This is a genomic window from Bacillus sp. BR3(2024) (genome assembly GCF_039134555.1).
Classification (GTDB): domain Bacteria; phylum Bacillota; class Bacilli; order Bacillales; family Bacillaceae_G; genus Bacillus_A; species Bacillus_A cereus.
The window spans coordinates 12,501-27,500 of the sequence record NZ_CP152433.1; the positions used below are offsets into that span (position 1 = coordinate 12,501).

The window sequence follows — 15,000 nt, forward strand, 5'->3', positions numbered from 1 at the left end:
TAGGCGAGGAGAGAATCCTAAGGTGTGCGAGAGAACTCTGGTTAAGGAACTCGGCAAAATGACCCCGTAACTTCGGGAGAAGGGGTGCTTTCTTAACGGAAAGCCGCAGTGAATAGGCCCAAGCGACTGTTTAGCAAAAACACAGCTCTCTGCGAAGCCGTAAGGCGAAGTATAGGGGGTGACACCTGCCCGGTGCTGGAAGGTTAAGGAGAGGGGTTAGCGTAAGCGAAGCTCTGAACTGAAGCCCCAGTAAACGGCGGCCGTAACTATAACGGTCCTAAGGTAGCGAAATTCCTTGTCGGGTAAGTTCCGACCCGCACGAAAGGTGTAACGATTTGGGCACTGTCTCAACCAGAGACTCGGTGAAATTATAGTACCTGTGAAGATGCAGGTTACCCGCGACAGGACGGAAAGACCCCGTGGAGCTTTACTGTAGCCTGATATTGAATTTTGGTACAGTTTGTACAGGATAGGCGGGAGCCATTGAAACCGGAGCGCTAGCTTCGGTGGAGGCGCTGGTGGGATACCGCCCTGACTGTATTGAAATTCTAACCTACGGGTCTTATCGACCCGGGAGACAGTGTCAGGTGGGCAGTTTGACTGGGGCGGTCGCCTCCTAAAGTGTAACGGAGGCGCCCAAAGGTTCCCTCAGAATGGTTGGAAATCATTCGTAGAGTGCAAAGGCATAAGGGAGCTTGACTGCGAGACCTACAAGTCGAGCAGGGACGAAAGTCGGGCTTAGTGATCCGGTGGTTCCGCATGGAAGGGCCATCGCTCAACGGATAAAAGCTACCCCGGGGATAACAGGCTTATCTCCCCCAAGAGTCCACATCGACGGGGAGGTTTGGCACCTCGATGTCGGCTCATCGCATCCTGGGGCTGTAGTCGGTCCCAAGGGTTGGGCTGTTCGCCCATTAAAGCGGTACGCGAGCTGGGTTCAGAACGTCGTGAGACAGTTCGGTCCCTATCCGTCGTGGGCGTAGGAAATTTGAGAGGAGCTGTCCTTAGTACGAGAGGACCGGGATGGACGCACCGCTGGTGTACCAGTTGTTCTGCCAAGGGCATAGCTGGGTAGCTATGTGCGGAAGGGATAAGTGCTGAAAGCATCTAAGCATGAAGCCCCCCTCAAGATGAGATTTCCCATAGCGTAAGCTAGTAAGATCCCTGAAAGATGATCAGGTTGATAGGTTCGAGGTGGAAGCATGGTGACATGTGGAGCTGACGAATACTAATAGATCGAGGACTTAACCATATAATATGTAGCAATGTTATCTAGTTTTGAAGGAATATGCCTTCATAGTTTGGTGATGATGGCAGAGAGGTCACACCCGTTCCCATACCGAACACGGAAGTTAAGCTCTCTAGCGCCGATGGTAGTTGGGACCTTGTCCCTGTGAGAGTAGGACGTCGCCAAGCAACTAAAAACACAAGTCATTTGACTTGTGTTTTTTTATTTCCCATGAAATAGATTTGGTTCCATTAATAAAAAATTTGAAATATAGTAAGGGATTTTTTGAGCAGAAATACTTAGAAATTGATAAATAAATGGATAATCTTCAGAACCATAACTTCCAAGTAAGTCATACCACCAATCTGTTTCATATCTAGAAATCATGCTTAAATTATAGAGCAATAAATAATGAATGAGGAGTTCAGGTAATATTGGCTTAGGATTTCTAGGGTCAGTCGTAAGTGGCAAATAATAAGTATTAGTAAGATGTTCATAGTATAAAGGAGTACTGTACATAGGATTCCATGATTGAATAGGCGCTGTAAAAAGTAAATTCGATTCATTAGTCTTCTCAGGTACGTGTTGTATTGATAAATGCTTACAAGATGTTTCAATGTAACGAGAAAATCTCTCTTTAGTCATATGTAATCGATCTAGTAGGTTGACTGAAAAGGAGAGCTCATTTTTAATTGTTGAATCAATTTTATATAAAGTTGATCCTTTTTGACTATAACGAAATAAATTTTGTAATTCTGGAATATTTCCCATTAGTTCTAACATGTTAAATTTTTCTGCTTCTAAGTGTTTCATGTGAAACAGTTGTTCTGCAACATGAGTAAACAATCCGTTTTTTTGTACCTTCACCTCATCTTCTAAAAATTGATACCCTTGTTTTTTTCGTTTGCGAGTTGTAACGCCATGAGCTAAAACAGTAGTGGATTCAGGATAGTTAGGGTCAATAGTTAGTAGGCATGCTTTAAACAGTTGACTAATTCCATAAAATAACAACATTGGTTGAATGGAAAATGGAGCTGTCTTATATAATTCATAATAATTTTTCCCGTGTTCTAAGTAATAAATAAAGGGATAACAATTTTCAAAACTTTTTTTTTCTGCATCCTGAATAGAGGATTTTTCATAACAACGGGCAAGATAACGTTGTACGTTTTGAGATGAAAAAAAGAAACTTAACTGCTGCCAAGTACAAGATGTTTGATGCATATATTACGCTCCTTTTATTGTCTAAAAATTCTAACATATATATACGTCCTTGACAGTATTTTAACCAATTGATAAGCTACTAATAATAATTTCTGGTATCATAGGGGGAACAATTATGTGGGAATCTAAATTTGTTAAAGAAGGTTTGACTTTTGATGATGTATTACTTGTACCAGCTAGGTCAGATATATTACCAAGAGAAGTAAGTGTTAAAACAGTTTTATCTGAAAGCTTACAGCTAAACATCCCGTTAATTAGTGCAGGAATGGATACAGTAACAGAAGCTGACATGGCTATTGCAATGGCTCGCCAAGGTGGTTTAGGAATTATTCATAAGAATATGTCTATTGAGCAACAAGCAGAGCAAGTTGATAAAGTAAAGCGCTCTGAAAGCGGCGTTATTTCAGATCCTTTCTTCTTAACTCCAGAACATCAAGTATATGATGCAGAACATCTTATGGGAAAATATCGTATCTCAGGTGTACCGGTTGTAAATAATTTAGATGAGCGAAAATTAGTTGGTATTATTACAAACCGTGATATGCGCTTCATCCAAGACTACTCAATCAAAATTTCTGACGTAATGACAAAAGAACAATTAATTACAGCTCCAGTTGGTACTACACTGGAAGAAGCTGAAAAGATCCTACAAAAGTATAAAATTGAAAAACTCCCTCTTGTTGATAATAACGGTGTATTACAAGGGCTTATTACAATAAAAGATATTGAAAAAGTAATTGAATTCCCAAACTCTGCTAAGGATAAGCAAGGACGCTTATTAGTTGGAGCAGCAGTTGGTGTAACAGCGGATGCTATGCTTCGCATCGATGCATTAGTAAAAGCTAGTGTAGATGCAATTGTACTTGATACAGCACATGGACATTCTAAAGGTGTTATTGATAAGGTAAAAGAAGTTCGTGCTAAATACCCATCACTAAATATTATCGCTGGAAATGTTGCTACTGCTGAAGCAACGAAAGCATTAATTGAAGCTGGTGCAAACGTAGTTAAAGTTGGTATTGGACCAGGTTCTATTTGTACAACACGCGTTGTAGCCGGTGTTGGTGTACCACAATTAACTGCAGTTTATGATTGTGCAACAGAAGCTCGTAAACACGGTATTCCAGTTATTGCTGATGGTGGTATTAAGTACTCTGGTGATATGGTGAAAGCTTTAGCGGCAGGAGCACATGTTGTTATGCTAGGTAGCATGTTTGCAGGTGTTGCAGAAAGCCCTGGAGAAACTGAAATTTACCAAGGTCGTCAATTTAAAGTGTATCGTGGTATGGGTTCTGTCGGTGCGATGGAAAAAGGAAGTAAAGATCGTTACTTCCAAGAAGGTAATAAAAAGCTTGTCCCAGAAGGTATTGAAGGACGAGTGCCATATAAAGGACCTTTAGCAGATACAGTTCACCAATTAGTTGGTGGCTTACGTGCAGGTATGGGATATTGCGGAGCACAAGATTTAGAATTCTTACGCGAAAATGCACAATTCATTCGTATGTCAGGTGCTGGCTTACGTGAAAGTCATCCTCATCACGTACAAATTACAAAAGAGGCTCCAAACTACTCATTATAATGTCTTATATACAAATAGACAGAGATTTGATATCTCTGTCTATTTTTTTTTGATTATGTTAGAATAACGGTTATGTGAGTACATAGATATTGGGGGTAGCAAAAGTGAAAGGTATGTTTTGCAAAAGATTCATTGCTTTGGTAACAGTGCTTACACTAGCTTGTAGCATTTTTATGCCATATAGCAATGCATCAGCTGAAACAGGAGCCGCTTTAAACATTGAAGCAGGTGCGGCAATTTTAGTAGAAGCGAATTCTGGGAAAATTTTATATCAAAAGAATGCAGATGAATTATTATCCATTGCTAGTATGACAAAGATGATGAGTGAATATTTAGTTCACGAAGCAGTGGATAAAGGAAAACTTAAGTGGGACCAGAAAATTAAGGTTTCTGAATATGCATATAAGGTTTCACAAGATGCTTCATTATCAAATGTTGCATTAGAAAATGGTGGCTCTTATACAGTAAAAGAGTTATACGAAGCAATGGCAATCTTTTCTGCAAATGGTGCAACAATTGCATTAGCAGAAGCAATTGCAGGTAAAGAAGTAGACTTCGTAAAAATGATGAATGACAAATCGAAAGAACTAGGGTTAAAAAATTATAAATTTGTCAATTCTACAGGTTTAACGAATAAAGATTTAAAGGGAATGCATCCTGAAGGAACAACAGCGGATGAAGAAAATAAAATGTCTGCAAAGGATGTTGCAACTTTAGCACAACATTTAATTAAAGATTATCCAAAAGTGTTAGATACAGCAAAAATCCCTAAAAAAGAATTCCGTCCAGAAAAAGAGAAGTTTGGAATGTCGAACTGGAACTGGATGTTAAAGGGCTTAGTTAAAGAATATGATGGCGTAGATGGCCTAAAAACAGGCTCAACTCCAGAAGCAGGAGATTGCTTCACTGGTACGGTTGAAAGAAACGGAATGCGTTTTATTTCTGTAGTTATTAAAACAAGTTCTCATACAGCACGTTTTGATGAAACAAAGAAGCTATATGATTATGGATTTGCTAACTTTGAAGTGAAACAAATGTATAAAAAAGGTTCTTCAGTAAAAGGACAAGAAACAGTACGAGTAGAAAATGCGAAAGATAAAGATGTAGCAGTTCAAACGAAACAAGCTATTTCACTTCCAGTGCCAAAAGGAAGTAAAGATGTTTATAAAACAGAATTAAAAGAATCAAGTAAGGGACAAGAAGCACCTATTAAAAAGGGAGCTGCGCTTGGTCAAATGGTAATTACGCCAAAAGATACAAACGACCCTGGATTTTTAACTGGTAAGTCACTGCAAGTGGATCTTGTAACGACATCTGAAGTAGAAGAAGCAAACTGGTTTACTCGTGCTATGCGCGGAATTGGTTCATTCTTTAGTGGTATGTGGAATAGTGCTGTTGATACAGTAAAAGGTTGGTTTTAAAAGCTCCTCACGATAGGAGCTTTTTTTTATTCCTATTTTTCATACCGACTTTATGAAAAAGTAGTAGACAAGCATCTGATAGTTAGTGGTAGAATGTAAGAGTATTCTTAATTTTCGCCTTTAACGGGGGAAAGCAATTCACCTAGGGGGGTTTTTGTACATGACAAATGTAACAGGGACAGAACGTGTAAAACGTGGAATGGCAGAAATGCAAAAAGGCGGCGTTATTATGGACGTAGTTAACGCTGAACAAGCAAAAATTGCAGAAGAGGCAGGCGCAGTTGCCGTTATGGCATTAGAGCGTGTACCAGCAGATATTCGTGCAGCAGGTGGCGTTTCTCGTATGGCAGACCCAACAATTGTTGAAGAAGTTATGGGTGCGGTGTCAATTCCGGTTATGGCAAAATGCCGTATCGGTCACCTTGTAGAAGCACGTGTATTAGAATCATTAGGGGTAGACTATATCGATGAGAGTGAAGTATTAACTCCTGCTGATGAAGTATACCATTTAAATAAACGTGATTACACAGTTCCATTTGTATGTGGTTGCCGTGATATCGGAGAAGCTGCACGTCGTATTGCAGAAGGTGCATCTATGCTTCGTACAAAAGGTGAACCAGGAACAGGAAACATTGTAGAGGCAGTGCGTCATATGCGCCAAGTCAATGCAGAAATCCGTCAAGTTGCGAGTCTACGTGAAGATGAGTTAATGACATATGCAAAAAATACTGGCGCTCCTTACGAAGTATTACTTGAAATTAAACGTCTTGGTCGCTTACCAGTTGTAAACTTTGCGGCAGGTGGTGTAGCAACACCAGCAGATGCAGCATTAATGATGCAACTTGGTGCTGATGGGGTATTTGTTGGATCTGGTATCTTCAAATCAGAAAACCCAGAGAAATTTGCACGTGCAATCGTTGAAGCAACGACTCATTATGAAGATTACGAACTAATTGCAAGCCTTTCTAAAGGATTAGGTAATGCAATGAAGGGTGTCGAAATTTCAACGTTATTACCAGAACAACGCATGCAAGAGCGTGGATGGTAATTAAAGGAGAACTTTAAAATGGTGAAAATCGGTGTACTAGGTCTTCAAGGTGCAGTTCGTGAGCATGTAAAATCAGTTGAAGCAAGTGGTGCAGAAGCTGTTGTTGTAAAGCGTATAGAGCAACTTGAAGAGATTGATGGTCTTATTTTACCGGGCGGTGAAAGTACAACAATGCGCCGTCTTATTGATAAGTATGCTTTCATGGAACCACTTCGTACATTTGCAAAGTCTGGTAAACCAATGTTTGGTACATGTGCAGGGATGATTCTTCTTGCGAAAACACTTATTGGCTATGAAGAAGCACATATTGGTGCTATGGATATTACAGTTGAGCGCAATGCGTTCGGACGCCAAAAGGATAGTTTTGAGGCTGCGCTTTCAATTGAAGGCGTGGGTGAAGACTTCGTTGGTGTATTTATCCGTGCGCCGTATGTTGTAGAAGTAGCTGATAATGTTGAAGTGCTTTCTAAGCATGGTGACCGAATGGTAGCGGTAAGACAAGATCAGTTTTTAGCTGCTTCATTCCATCCGGAATTAACAGATGATCATCGTGTGACAGCATACTTTGTTGAAATGGTAAAAGAAGCGAAAATGAAAAAAGTTGTATAAGTAACTTGCAACTTGTATAAGATTATAGTAAATTGATGGTAACAATTTTATAAAATAAGCGTGTTGATAGGAAATAGTAACAAATGTCGTTTCTTATAGAGAGTCGATGGTTGGTGGAAATCGATAGAAACAGTTTGTGAATCCATCCTGGAATGGAATGTGGAATATCTTTTGGATTAGTAAGCATTCCCGGTGAAGAGCCGTTATTTCTACTTGAGAGGAAAGCGGTAATGCTTTCAACTAGGGTGGCAACGCGGGTTAACTCCCGTCCCTTTATATAGGGACGGGAGTTTTTTGTGTTTTATAAAATAAAAGGAGGAGTATATAATGCTTGATATTAAATTTTTACGTACAAACTTTGAAGAAGTAAAAGCGAAATTACAGCATAGAGGCGAAGATTTAACTGATTTCGGACGTTTTGAAGAACTTGATACGAGAAGAAGAGAACTACTTGTTCAGACAGAAGAATTAAAAAGTAAACGTAACGAAGTATCTCAACAAATTTCTGTATTAAAGCGCGAAAAGAAAGATGCAGAAGCTCTAATTTTAGAAATGCGTGAAGTTGGAGAAAAAGTAAAGGATCTTGATAACGAACTTCGTACAGTTGAAGAAGACTTAGAAAGATTAATGTTATCTATTCCAAATATCCCTCATGAATCTGCTCCAGTTGGTGAAACAGAGGATGATAATGTAGTAGCACGTACTTGGGGAGAAGTGAAAGAATTTACTTATGAGCCAAAACCACATTGGGATCTTGCTACTGATTTAGGAATTTTAGATTTTGAACGCGCTGGGAAAGTAACAGGAAGCCGCTTCGTATTTTACAAAGGTGCTGGTGCAAGATTAGAGCGTGCTTTAATTAGCTTTATGCTTGATCTTCATACTGATGAGCATGGATATGAAGAAGTATTACCTCCATATATGGTAAACCGTGCAAGTATGACAGGAACAGGACAACTTCCAAAGTTTGAAGAAGATGCATTCCGTATTGAAAGTGAAGATTACTTCTTAATTCCAACAGCTGAAGTACCTGTAACGAATATGCATCGTGATGAGATTTTAAATAAAGAGCAATTGCCTATAAGATATGCTGCATTTAGCTCTTGCTTCCGTTCTGAAGCAGGTTCAGCTGGGCGTGATACACGTGGTTTAATTCGCCAGCATCAGTTCAATAAAGTAGAGCTTGTGAAGTTCGTAAAACCAGAAGATTCTTATGAAGAGTTAGAAAAGTTAACAAATGATGCAGAACGCGTGTTACAATTATTAGAGTTGCCATATCGCGTTATGAGCATGTGCACAGGCGATTTAGGATTTACAGCAGCGAAGAAATACGATATTGAAGTATGGATTCCAAGCTATGGCACATATCGTGAAATTTCTTCTTGTAGTAATTTTGAAGCTTTCCAAGCGAGACGTGCAAATATCCGTTTCCGCCGTGAACCAAATGGAAAACCAGAACATGTTCATACATTAAATGGATCTGGTCTTGCAATTGGACGTACGGTTGCAGCTATTTTAGAGAACTACCAACAAGAAGATGGTACAATTATAATTCCAGAAGTTCTTCGCCCTTATATGGGAGGAAAAACAGTTATTAAGTAAATTTAAACATTCATCGGTATGAGTGATTGGTAATTATGAGCGTTGTCAGTACTGTAATGTAGGAAGGGGAAAGTAAAATTTTCCTTTCCTCATAATTTATTTTAGTAGGGTTGACTAACTGTTTTTCTTTTGATATTATATTTGATGTCAATATGGAGGTATACCCAAGTCTGGCTGAAGGGATCGGTCTTGAAAACCGACAGGCGGCGAGAGTCGCGCGGGGGTTCGAATCCCTCTACCTCCTCCAGATATAATTGACAACAGCGCATATAAGTGGAGATTGGAGAACTCGTTACCAACACGTAACGAGTTTTTATTTTAAAACCAATCATAAAGTATGGTGTAAGGTAATTTTGTCCTTATTACACACTCATATTCCGATGATTATCTTCATAGATATGAAAGGAGTCAACATGGATCTTATTATACAAACGTTTCCTTTAGATGGAAAAACTTTATATTATGTACAATGTCCTGTCTGTAAGAACAATAGAATTTTAAACAGTGGTGCAAACGTATCACGCATTATTAGTGATGATACATTCCGTAAACTTTGTGGTTGTACTTGTGATGTAAAACCAGCTACGAGTAAAGTAGAGGCGCCAAAACAAGTTAAAAAAGCAGCTGTAAAGAAAGAAGCAGCTCCAAAACGTACAGGTAAAGTATTAACGGCAGTAATTAACGGGAAAGAAATGACTGTTAAAGAGATTGCTGAAGCATACGATATTAGTACAAGTACTGTTCGTCAGCGCATTAACGCAGGAAAACCTGAGAGTGAAATTATTGCTCCAACAAAGAAGAAGTAATTTAATAGGAAAACCCGTGCATATGCACGGGTTTTTTATTTTACAAGTTTACGTGTTTGTTTTAAAAAATGGCCAATTTTTTTTATGATTGGTTCGATTGAATCACCATCTTTTAAAATATCGTACTCATTAATATTTAAGCGTAATACAGGGCATGAATTAAAGTTGTTAATCCAGTTTTCATAACGTCCATGCATTTCTTTCCAGTACTCAATTGGTGTTTGCTGTTCCATTGGGCGCCCGCGTTCTTGAATACGATCGACAATATCATCGAAAGAACCTTCTAAGTAAATTAATAAGTCTGGATGAGGGAAGTAAGGAGTCATGACCATAGCGTCAAATAAACCTTTGTATGTTTCATAATCAGTTTCCGTCATTGTTCCTTTTTCATGATGCATCTTTGCGAAAATTCCAGTGTCTTCGTAAATGGAACGATCTTGAACAAAACCGCCACCATATTCAAAAATTCTTTTTTGTTCCTTAAATCGTTCTGCTAAAAAGTACACTTGTAGGTGGAAGCTCCAGCGAGTGAAGTCCGCATAGAACTTGTCCAAATATGGATTGGAATCTACTTTTTCGAATGATGTGCGATAACCTAAAGCATTAGCTAATGCAGTTGTCATAGTTGATTTACCCACACCTACTGTTCCGGCGATAGTGATTACTGCGTCATTGGGTATATCATATTTTTGCCTTAAATTCATTATTATTTCGACTCCTTTAAGAGAGTATTTTGAAGGGCAGATAGGATAACGTTTAAATCATCAGGATTTTTTACAAAATCCATATCGTCGCCATTAAATTTCAATACTGGTATTTCCGGATGATCTTTTTTAAAAGCATCCATTGCTGTTTCATAATCTTTTGTGAGCTGTAGTAAGTAATTTGGATCCATGTTTTTTTCAAATTCTCTTCCGCGCATGGCGATTCGTTTTTGCAATGTCTCTAGGCTAGCTGTTAAATAAACAATGACATTTGGCACAGGCATATCTTGTGTAAGGATACGATAAATTTGCATGTATTTGTCATATTGAGAGTCTTTTAATGTGCGGGATGCAAAAATTAAATTTTTAAAGATATGGTAATCCGCTACTACTGGTTTCCTTTGATTCAAGTACTTTATGTTAATGTCTTCTAATTGTTTGTATCTATTACAAAGAAAGAACATCTCTGTTTGAAAACTCCATTCGTCGATGTCTTCATAGAACTTTCCTAAAAAGGGATTTTCATCAACAATCTCTTTTAGTAAGTGGAGTTGCATGTGAGTTGAAATTTCCTTCGCAAGTGAAGTTTTTCCAACACCAATTGGTCCTTCAACCGTGATAAATGGTACTCCGGTCACGCTGTTTCCTCCTTTCAATCAGTGATTTACCGTGACTACTAAAAACACAAAACAGAATTATTGTAGCACAAGAGGGAAGCGAGCGGGTTAATTTGATATAAAAAGTTAGAAAATAGATATATGTATTAATTAAATTTTATTTTGGTTGATGATGTTATATTTGCTTTCAATGTAGTTTCCATTATTTTTAAAGCATGTATATTATCTTGGTCGTTGTTAGAGGCGATACAATCCTGTGGTACATACAATTTATAATTTCTCATATGAGCATCATTAGCTGTAAATAGGATACATATATTTCCGGCAACCCCTGTTAATATTAGATTTTCTATTTTTAAATAACCTAGTAATGAATTTAAAGGTGTTTCATAAAAAGCGGAATAATGTGGTTTAATAAAAATGTACTCATCAAAACTTGGAGCAATCTTATGGATTATATTTTCGCTATATTCATTTGTGCAATGAGTAATAAGTTGGTCGATATCAGATCTCCAAAGTTGATAATGGTCATTAACGTAAATTATAGGATAGCCGAAGGATTTCATTTTTTTCTTTAATTGTAAAATAGGGTTTGTTATAGTTTCGCATTTTTTAGCTAGAATGGGTCCGTGGGAAAATTGAAAGTCATTAATCATATCGATAATGAGCAAGGCGGTATTTTTCATATGTAATCCCCTCTCTTTTTTCTTTTAGGGTGGATTGAATTTGTAAAAGTTATCCCCTGTGTAGTAAATGGAAATAAGTGTACTTTATTTGTAATGAAAGGACTATGTTATGGAACAAGATCAAGATATTTATTTTATGCAATTAGCGATAGAAGAAGCTAAAAAGGCAGAGGAAATACAGGAAGTACCAATTGGAGCAGTTATAGTGTTAGATGGTGAGGTAATTAGTGTTGCCCATAATTTAAGGGAAACTGAGCAAAGATCAATAGCTCATGCTGAGTTGCTAGCGATAGATGATGCATGTAAAAAATTAGGGACATGGCGTTTAGAAGATGCAACATTGTATGTAACATTAGAACCTTGTCCAATGTGTGCGGGTGGAATTGTTTTATCACGAGTGAAGCGAGTTGTATATGGTGCAAGTGATCCGAAGGGCGGATGTGCAGGGACATTGATGAATCTTTTAACGGATGAACGCTTCAATCATCAATGTGAAGTAGTATCTGGTGTACTAGAGGAAGAATGCGGTACGTTGTTAACAAACTTTTTTAGAGAGCTTCGTAAAAAAAGAAAAGCAATAAAAAAATTAGAGAAGAATACTGGGAACTAACGTATTTGCATTTTCTAAAGAAACAAGTTATACTGATAATGCCTTTAATGAAGGCAACCGAATATTGGTTTTAACTTTGCCGTGCTAAGCGGGGAGGTAGCGGTGCCCTATACTCGCAATCCGCTCTAGCGAGGCCGAATCCCCTCTCGAGGTTATGTTGCTGTAAGGTCTGCCTTAAGTAAGTGGTGTTGACGTTTGGGTCCTGCGCAACGGGACCCCGTGAACCTTGTCAGGTCCGGAAGGAAGCAGCAATAAGCGGGTCTTCTCGTGTGCCGCAGGAGTGCCTGAACCGAGCTAACTGTTTGAGTAACGCTTATGGTACGTAATCGACGGAGGGTGCACGGCAGTTATATATGTATACAAAACTCACCTTAATACAAAGGTGAGTTTTTTGTATAGAAAATAACTTTTGGAATCTATAAACAGAATGGGTTATAATAAATGAGATAATAACCTTTGAGGGAGGCCGTATTTTCGTGTCATACCAAGCGTTATACCGAACATGGAGACCGCAAAAGTTCGAAGATGTAGTCGGTCAAAAGCACGTGACAAAAACGTTGCAAAATGCCCTTCTTCAAGAGAAAGTTTCACATGCTTATTTATTTTCTGGCCCGAGGGGAACAGGAAAAACGACAATTGCAAAAGTATTTGCAAAAGCAATTAACTGTGAACATGCTCCGGTAGCTGAACCTTGTAATGAATGTCCTTCTTGTTTAGGAATCACACAAGGATCCATTTCAGATGTATTAGAAATTGATGCGGCTTCAAATAACGGTGTAGATGAAATTCGAGATATTAGAGATAAAGTAAAATACGCTCCAAGTGCTGTAGAATATAAAGTATACATTATTGATGAAGTTCACATGCTTTCTATGGGTGCATTCAATGCGCTTTTAAAAACCTTAGAAGAGCCGCCAGGACATGTTATCTTTATTTTGGCGACAACAGAACCTCATAAGATCCCACCTACAATCATTTCACGTTGTCAGCGCTTTGAATTCCGAAAAATATCAGTGAATGATATTGTTGAGAGATTATCAACGGTCGTGACAAATGAAGGTACGCAAGTGGAAGGTGAAGCATTACAAATTGTTGCGCGTGCTGCCGAAGGTGGTATGCGTGACGCGCTTAGTCTTATTGATCAGGCTATATCTTATAGTGATGAGATTGTTACGACAGAAGATGTATTGGCCGTAACAGGATCTGTTTCTCAGCAATACTTAGGCAATTTAGTAGAGTGCATACGTGAAAATGATGTATCAAGAGCATTGCAAATCATAGATGAAATGATGAGTAAAGGGAAGGATCCAGTTCGTTTTATGGAGGATTTCATTTACTATTATCGTGATATGCTTTTATATCAAACTTCACCACAACTAGAACATATGTTGGAACGAGTAATTGTAGATGATCAATTCCGTAAGTTGAGTGAAGAAATGCAACCGGAAGTAATCTATGAGATTATTCATACCCTTAGTAAGGGACAACAGGAAATGAAGTGGACAAATCATCCGCGTATTTTCTTAGAAGTTGTTATGGTGCAATTGTGTCAACAGTTTATGATGCAAGCAAATGGTACAGATCGTTTGCAAGCAATTATGAACAGGATGCAGCAACTGGAGAAAGAGTTAGAGCAAGTCAAAAAGAACGGTGTGCCAGCTGGTGTACAACAGGAAGTAAGAGAGACACGTGCAACACCAAAACCGGTACGAACAGGAAGTATGAAAATTCCTGTCGGACGTGTAAATGAAGTATTAAAACAAGCGAAGCGTCAAGATTTAGAACAATTAAAAGCTGTATGGGGTGAGTTGTTAGGAAGACTCAAATCATATAACAAAGTAGCGTTTGCCGTTTTACTAGAAAATAGTGAACCAGTGGCAGCTTCAGATGACACTTACGTTTTAGCATTTCAATATGAGATTCACTGTAAGATGGCGAGCGAAAATCGAGAAGCTATGGATACAGTAGAACAAGCTTTATTTGAATTGCTAAGTAAAAGGTTAAATATGATTGCCATTCCAAAAAGTGAATGGGGTAAAATCCGTGAAGACTTTTTACAACGTGAAGGTGGAGAGTCTGAAGAAAGCCCGGAGAAAAAGGAAGACCCTCTTATAGAAGAGGCAGTGAAGTTAGTAGGGCAAGAACTCATTGAAATAAAAGAGTAATAATAATTAGGAGGAATTAATTATGATGCGTGGCGGAATGGGAAATATGAATAACATGATGAAACAAATGCAAAAGATGCAAAAGGACATGGCGAAAGCACAAGAAGAGCTTGGTGAAAAAACAGTTGAAGGTACAGCTGGCGGTGGAATGATTACAGTTATTGCAAATGGTCACAAGCAAATTCTTGAAGTGAAGATTAAAGAGGAAGTTGTAGATCCAGAAGATATCGAAATGTTACAAGACTTAGTATTAGCTGCAACAAATGATGCACTTAAAAAGGCTGATGAGCTTTCAAACTCTACAATGGGTAAATTTACAAAAGGCTTAAACTTACCAGGTGGAATGTTCTAGGAGGATATTGATACATGCATTATCCAGAACCAATATCAAAACTAATCGATAGTTTTATGAAGTTGCCAGGTATCGGACCGAAAACAGCGGTTCGATTGGCATTTTTCGTATTAGATATGAAAGAAGATGATGTGTTAGGTTTCGCGAAAGCACTTGTAAATGCGAAGCGAGATTTAGCGTACTGTTCTGTATGCGGACATATTACTGATCGTGATCCTTGTTATATTTGTAATGATTCACATCGAGATCAATCAGTTGTTTGTGTCGTGCAAGAACCGAAAGATGTAATCGCGATGGAAAAAATGAAAGAGTATCAAGGTGTATATCATGTGTTACGTGGTGCGATTTC

General features: G+C 38.4%; 14 protein-coding genes, 1 tRNA gene, 2 rRNA genes, 1 other RNA gene and 1 other annotated feature (2 of these 19 running past the window's edge). Of the genes, 14 read left to right on the forward strand and 4 right to left on the reverse strand.

The window, feature by feature from the left end:
- A 23S ribosomal RNA gene (locus tag V7S45_RS00050) occupies positions 1-1,252 on the forward strand; it begins 1,670 nt to the left of the window's first position.
- A 48-nt stretch (positions 1,253-1,300) separates the two neighbouring features.
- A 5S ribosomal RNA gene (gene rrf, locus V7S45_RS00055) occupies positions 1,301-1,416 on the forward strand.
- Between the two features lie 34 nt (positions 1,417-1,450).
- On the opposite strand, the gene V7S45_RS00060 is transcribed toward rrf, so the two are convergent.
- Positions 1,451-2,452, reverse strand: coding sequence for a YaaC family protein (locus V7S45_RS00060; RefSeq protein ID WP_000554287.1), 1,002 nt, complete (start codon positions 2,450-2,452; stop codon positions 1,451-1,453).
- Positions 2,453-2,567: 115 nt separating this feature from the next.
- On the opposite strand from V7S45_RS00060, the gene guaB reads away from it, so the two are divergent.
- The 7 genes from guaB to V7S45_RS00095 all read left to right on the forward strand — a co-directional run bounded on the left by guaB (position 2,568) and on the right by V7S45_RS00095 (position 9,517).
- On the forward strand, positions 2,568-4,031 hold the full coding sequence (gene guaB, locus V7S45_RS00065) for an IMP dehydrogenase (protein ID WP_000264088.1): 1,464 nt from the start codon (positions 2,568-2,570) through the stop codon (positions 4,029-4,031).
- 113 nt (positions 4,032-4,144) lie between these two features.
- Positions 4,145-5,452, forward strand: a complete 1,308-nt coding sequence (dacA, locus tag V7S45_RS00070) for a D-alanyl-D-alanine carboxypeptidase DacA (RefSeq protein ID WP_124749816.1) — start codon at positions 4,145-4,147, stop codon at positions 5,450-5,452.
- A 160-nt stretch (positions 5,453-5,612) separates the two neighbouring features.
- Entirely contained in the window at positions 5,613-6,500 is an 888-nt protein-coding gene (gene pdxS / locus V7S45_RS00075; protein ID WP_000186165.1) for a pyridoxal 5'-phosphate synthase lyase subunit PdxS, read from the forward strand.
- 18 nt (positions 6,501-6,518) lie between these two features.
- On the forward strand, positions 6,519-7,109 hold the full coding sequence (gene pdxT, locus V7S45_RS00080) for a pyridoxal 5'-phosphate synthase glutaminase subunit PdxT (RefSeq protein WP_000238785.1): 591 nt from the start codon (positions 6,519-6,521) through the stop codon (positions 7,107-7,109).
- A gap of 54 nt (positions 7,110-7,163) precedes the next feature.
- Positions 7,164-7,385: a binding site (T-box leader), on the forward strand.
- Between the two features lie 51 nt (positions 7,386-7,436).
- Positions 7,437-8,711 (forward strand): serine--tRNA ligase, encoded by a 1,275-nt coding sequence (serS, locus tag V7S45_RS00085; protein WP_000884187.1) that lies wholly within the window; start codon positions 7,437-7,439, stop codon positions 8,709-8,711.
- A gap of 154 nt (positions 8,712-8,865) precedes the next feature.
- Positions 8,866-8,958, forward strand: a tRNA-Ser gene (locus tag V7S45_RS00090).
- A 166-nt stretch (positions 8,959-9,124) separates the two neighbouring features.
- Positions 9,125-9,517, forward strand: a complete 393-nt coding sequence (locus V7S45_RS00095; RefSeq protein ID WP_000364193.1) for a DUF3797 domain-containing protein — start codon at positions 9,125-9,127, stop codon at positions 9,515-9,517.
- 35 nt (positions 9,518-9,552) lie between these two features.
- On the opposite strand, the gene V7S45_RS00100 is transcribed toward V7S45_RS00095, so the two are convergent.
- The 3 genes from V7S45_RS00100 to V7S45_RS00110 all read right to left on the reverse strand — a co-directional run bounded on the left by V7S45_RS00100 (position 9,553) and on the right by V7S45_RS00110 (position 11,524).
- Positions 9,553-10,221: a deoxynucleoside kinase gene (locus tag V7S45_RS00100; RefSeq protein ID WP_001053585.1), complete on the reverse strand. Its 669-nt coding sequence runs from the start codon at positions 10,219-10,221 to the stop codon at positions 9,553-9,555.
- A gap of 2 nt (positions 10,222-10,223) precedes the next feature.
- Positions 10,224-10,859 (reverse strand): deoxynucleoside kinase, encoded by a 636-nt coding sequence (locus tag V7S45_RS00105; protein ID WP_000148218.1) that lies wholly within the window; start codon positions 10,857-10,859, stop codon positions 10,224-10,226.
- A 125-nt stretch (positions 10,860-10,984) separates the two neighbouring features.
- Positions 10,985-11,524: an isochorismatase family cysteine hydrolase gene (locus V7S45_RS00110; protein ID WP_000798724.1), complete on the reverse strand. Its 540-nt coding sequence runs from the start codon at positions 11,522-11,524 to the stop codon at positions 10,985-10,987.
- 109 nt (positions 11,525-11,633) lie between these two features.
- Between V7S45_RS00110 and tadA the strand changes: the two genes are divergently transcribed.
- From tadA to recR, 5 genes are all read left to right on the forward strand, one after another.
- Positions 11,634-12,134: a tRNA adenosine(34) deaminase TadA gene (gene tadA / locus V7S45_RS00115; RefSeq protein ID WP_000434329.1), complete on the forward strand. Its 501-nt coding sequence runs from the start codon at positions 11,634-11,636 to the stop codon at positions 12,132-12,134.
- A 79-nt stretch (positions 12,135-12,213) separates the two neighbouring features.
- An RNA gene (ffs, locus tag V7S45_RS00120) (signal recognition particle sRNA large type) lies at positions 12,214-12,478 on the forward strand.
- A gap of 132 nt (positions 12,479-12,610) precedes the next feature.
- A complete protein-coding gene (dnaX, locus tag V7S45_RS00125; protein ID WP_000121587.1) occupies positions 12,611-14,299 on the forward strand; it encodes a DNA polymerase III subunit gamma/tau in 1,689 nt (562 codons plus the stop codon).
- A gap of 25 nt (positions 14,300-14,324) precedes the next feature.
- A complete protein-coding gene (locus V7S45_RS00130; protein WP_014894853.1) occupies positions 14,325-14,651 on the forward strand; it encodes a YbaB/EbfC family nucleoid-associated protein in 327 nt (108 codons plus the stop codon).
- A 14-nt stretch (positions 14,652-14,665) separates the two neighbouring features.
- On the forward strand, positions 14,666-15,000 hold the 5' portion of the coding sequence (recR, locus tag V7S45_RS00135) for a recombination protein RecR (RefSeq protein WP_000559169.1). It continues 262 nt past the right edge of the window; the window shows 335 of its 597 coding nt (coding positions 1-335); the start codon lies at positions 14,666-14,668; its stop codon lies beyond the right edge, outside the window.

Bases quoted from the DNA above. Each gene is read 5' to 3' on its own strand.
- V7S45_RS00130 (WP_014894853.1), top strand. From the start codon at position 14,325: ATGCGTGGCGGAATGGGAAATATGAATAACATGATGAAACAAATGCAA.
- V7S45_RS00095 (WP_000364193.1), top strand. From the start codon at position 9,125: ATGGATCTTATTATACAAACGTTTCCTTTAGATGGAAAAACTTTATAT.
- V7S45_RS00110 (WP_000798724.1), bottom strand. From the start codon at position 11,524: ATGAAAAATACCGCCTTGCTCATTATCGATATGATTAATGACTTTCAA.
- tadA (WP_000434329.1), top strand. From the start codon at position 11,634: ATGGAACAAGATCAAGATATTTATTTTATGCAATTAGCGATAGAAGAA.
- pdxS (WP_000186165.1), top strand. From the start codon at position 5,613: ATGACAAATGTAACAGGGACAGAACGTGTAAAACGTGGAATGGCAGAA.
- guaB (WP_000264088.1), top strand. From the start codon at position 2,568: ATGTGGGAATCTAAATTTGTTAAAGAAGGTTTGACTTTTGATGATGTA.
- dacA (WP_124749816.1), top strand. From the start codon at position 4,145: ATGTTTTGCAAAAGATTCATTGCTTTGGTAACAGTGCTTACACTAGCT.
- serS (WP_000884187.1), top strand. From the start codon at position 7,437: ATGCTTGATATTAAATTTTTACGTACAAACTTTGAAGAAGTAAAAGCG.
- V7S45_RS00060 (WP_000554287.1), bottom strand. From the start codon at position 2,452: ATGCATCAAACATCTTGTACTTGGCAGCAGTTAAGTTTCTTTTTTTCA.
- pdxT (WP_000238785.1), top strand. From the start codon at position 6,519: ATGGTGAAAATCGGTGTACTAGGTCTTCAAGGTGCAGTTCGTGAGCAT.
- V7S45_RS00100 (WP_001053585.1), bottom strand. From the start codon at position 10,221: ATGAATTTAAGGCAAAAATATGATATACCCAATGACGCAGTAATCACT.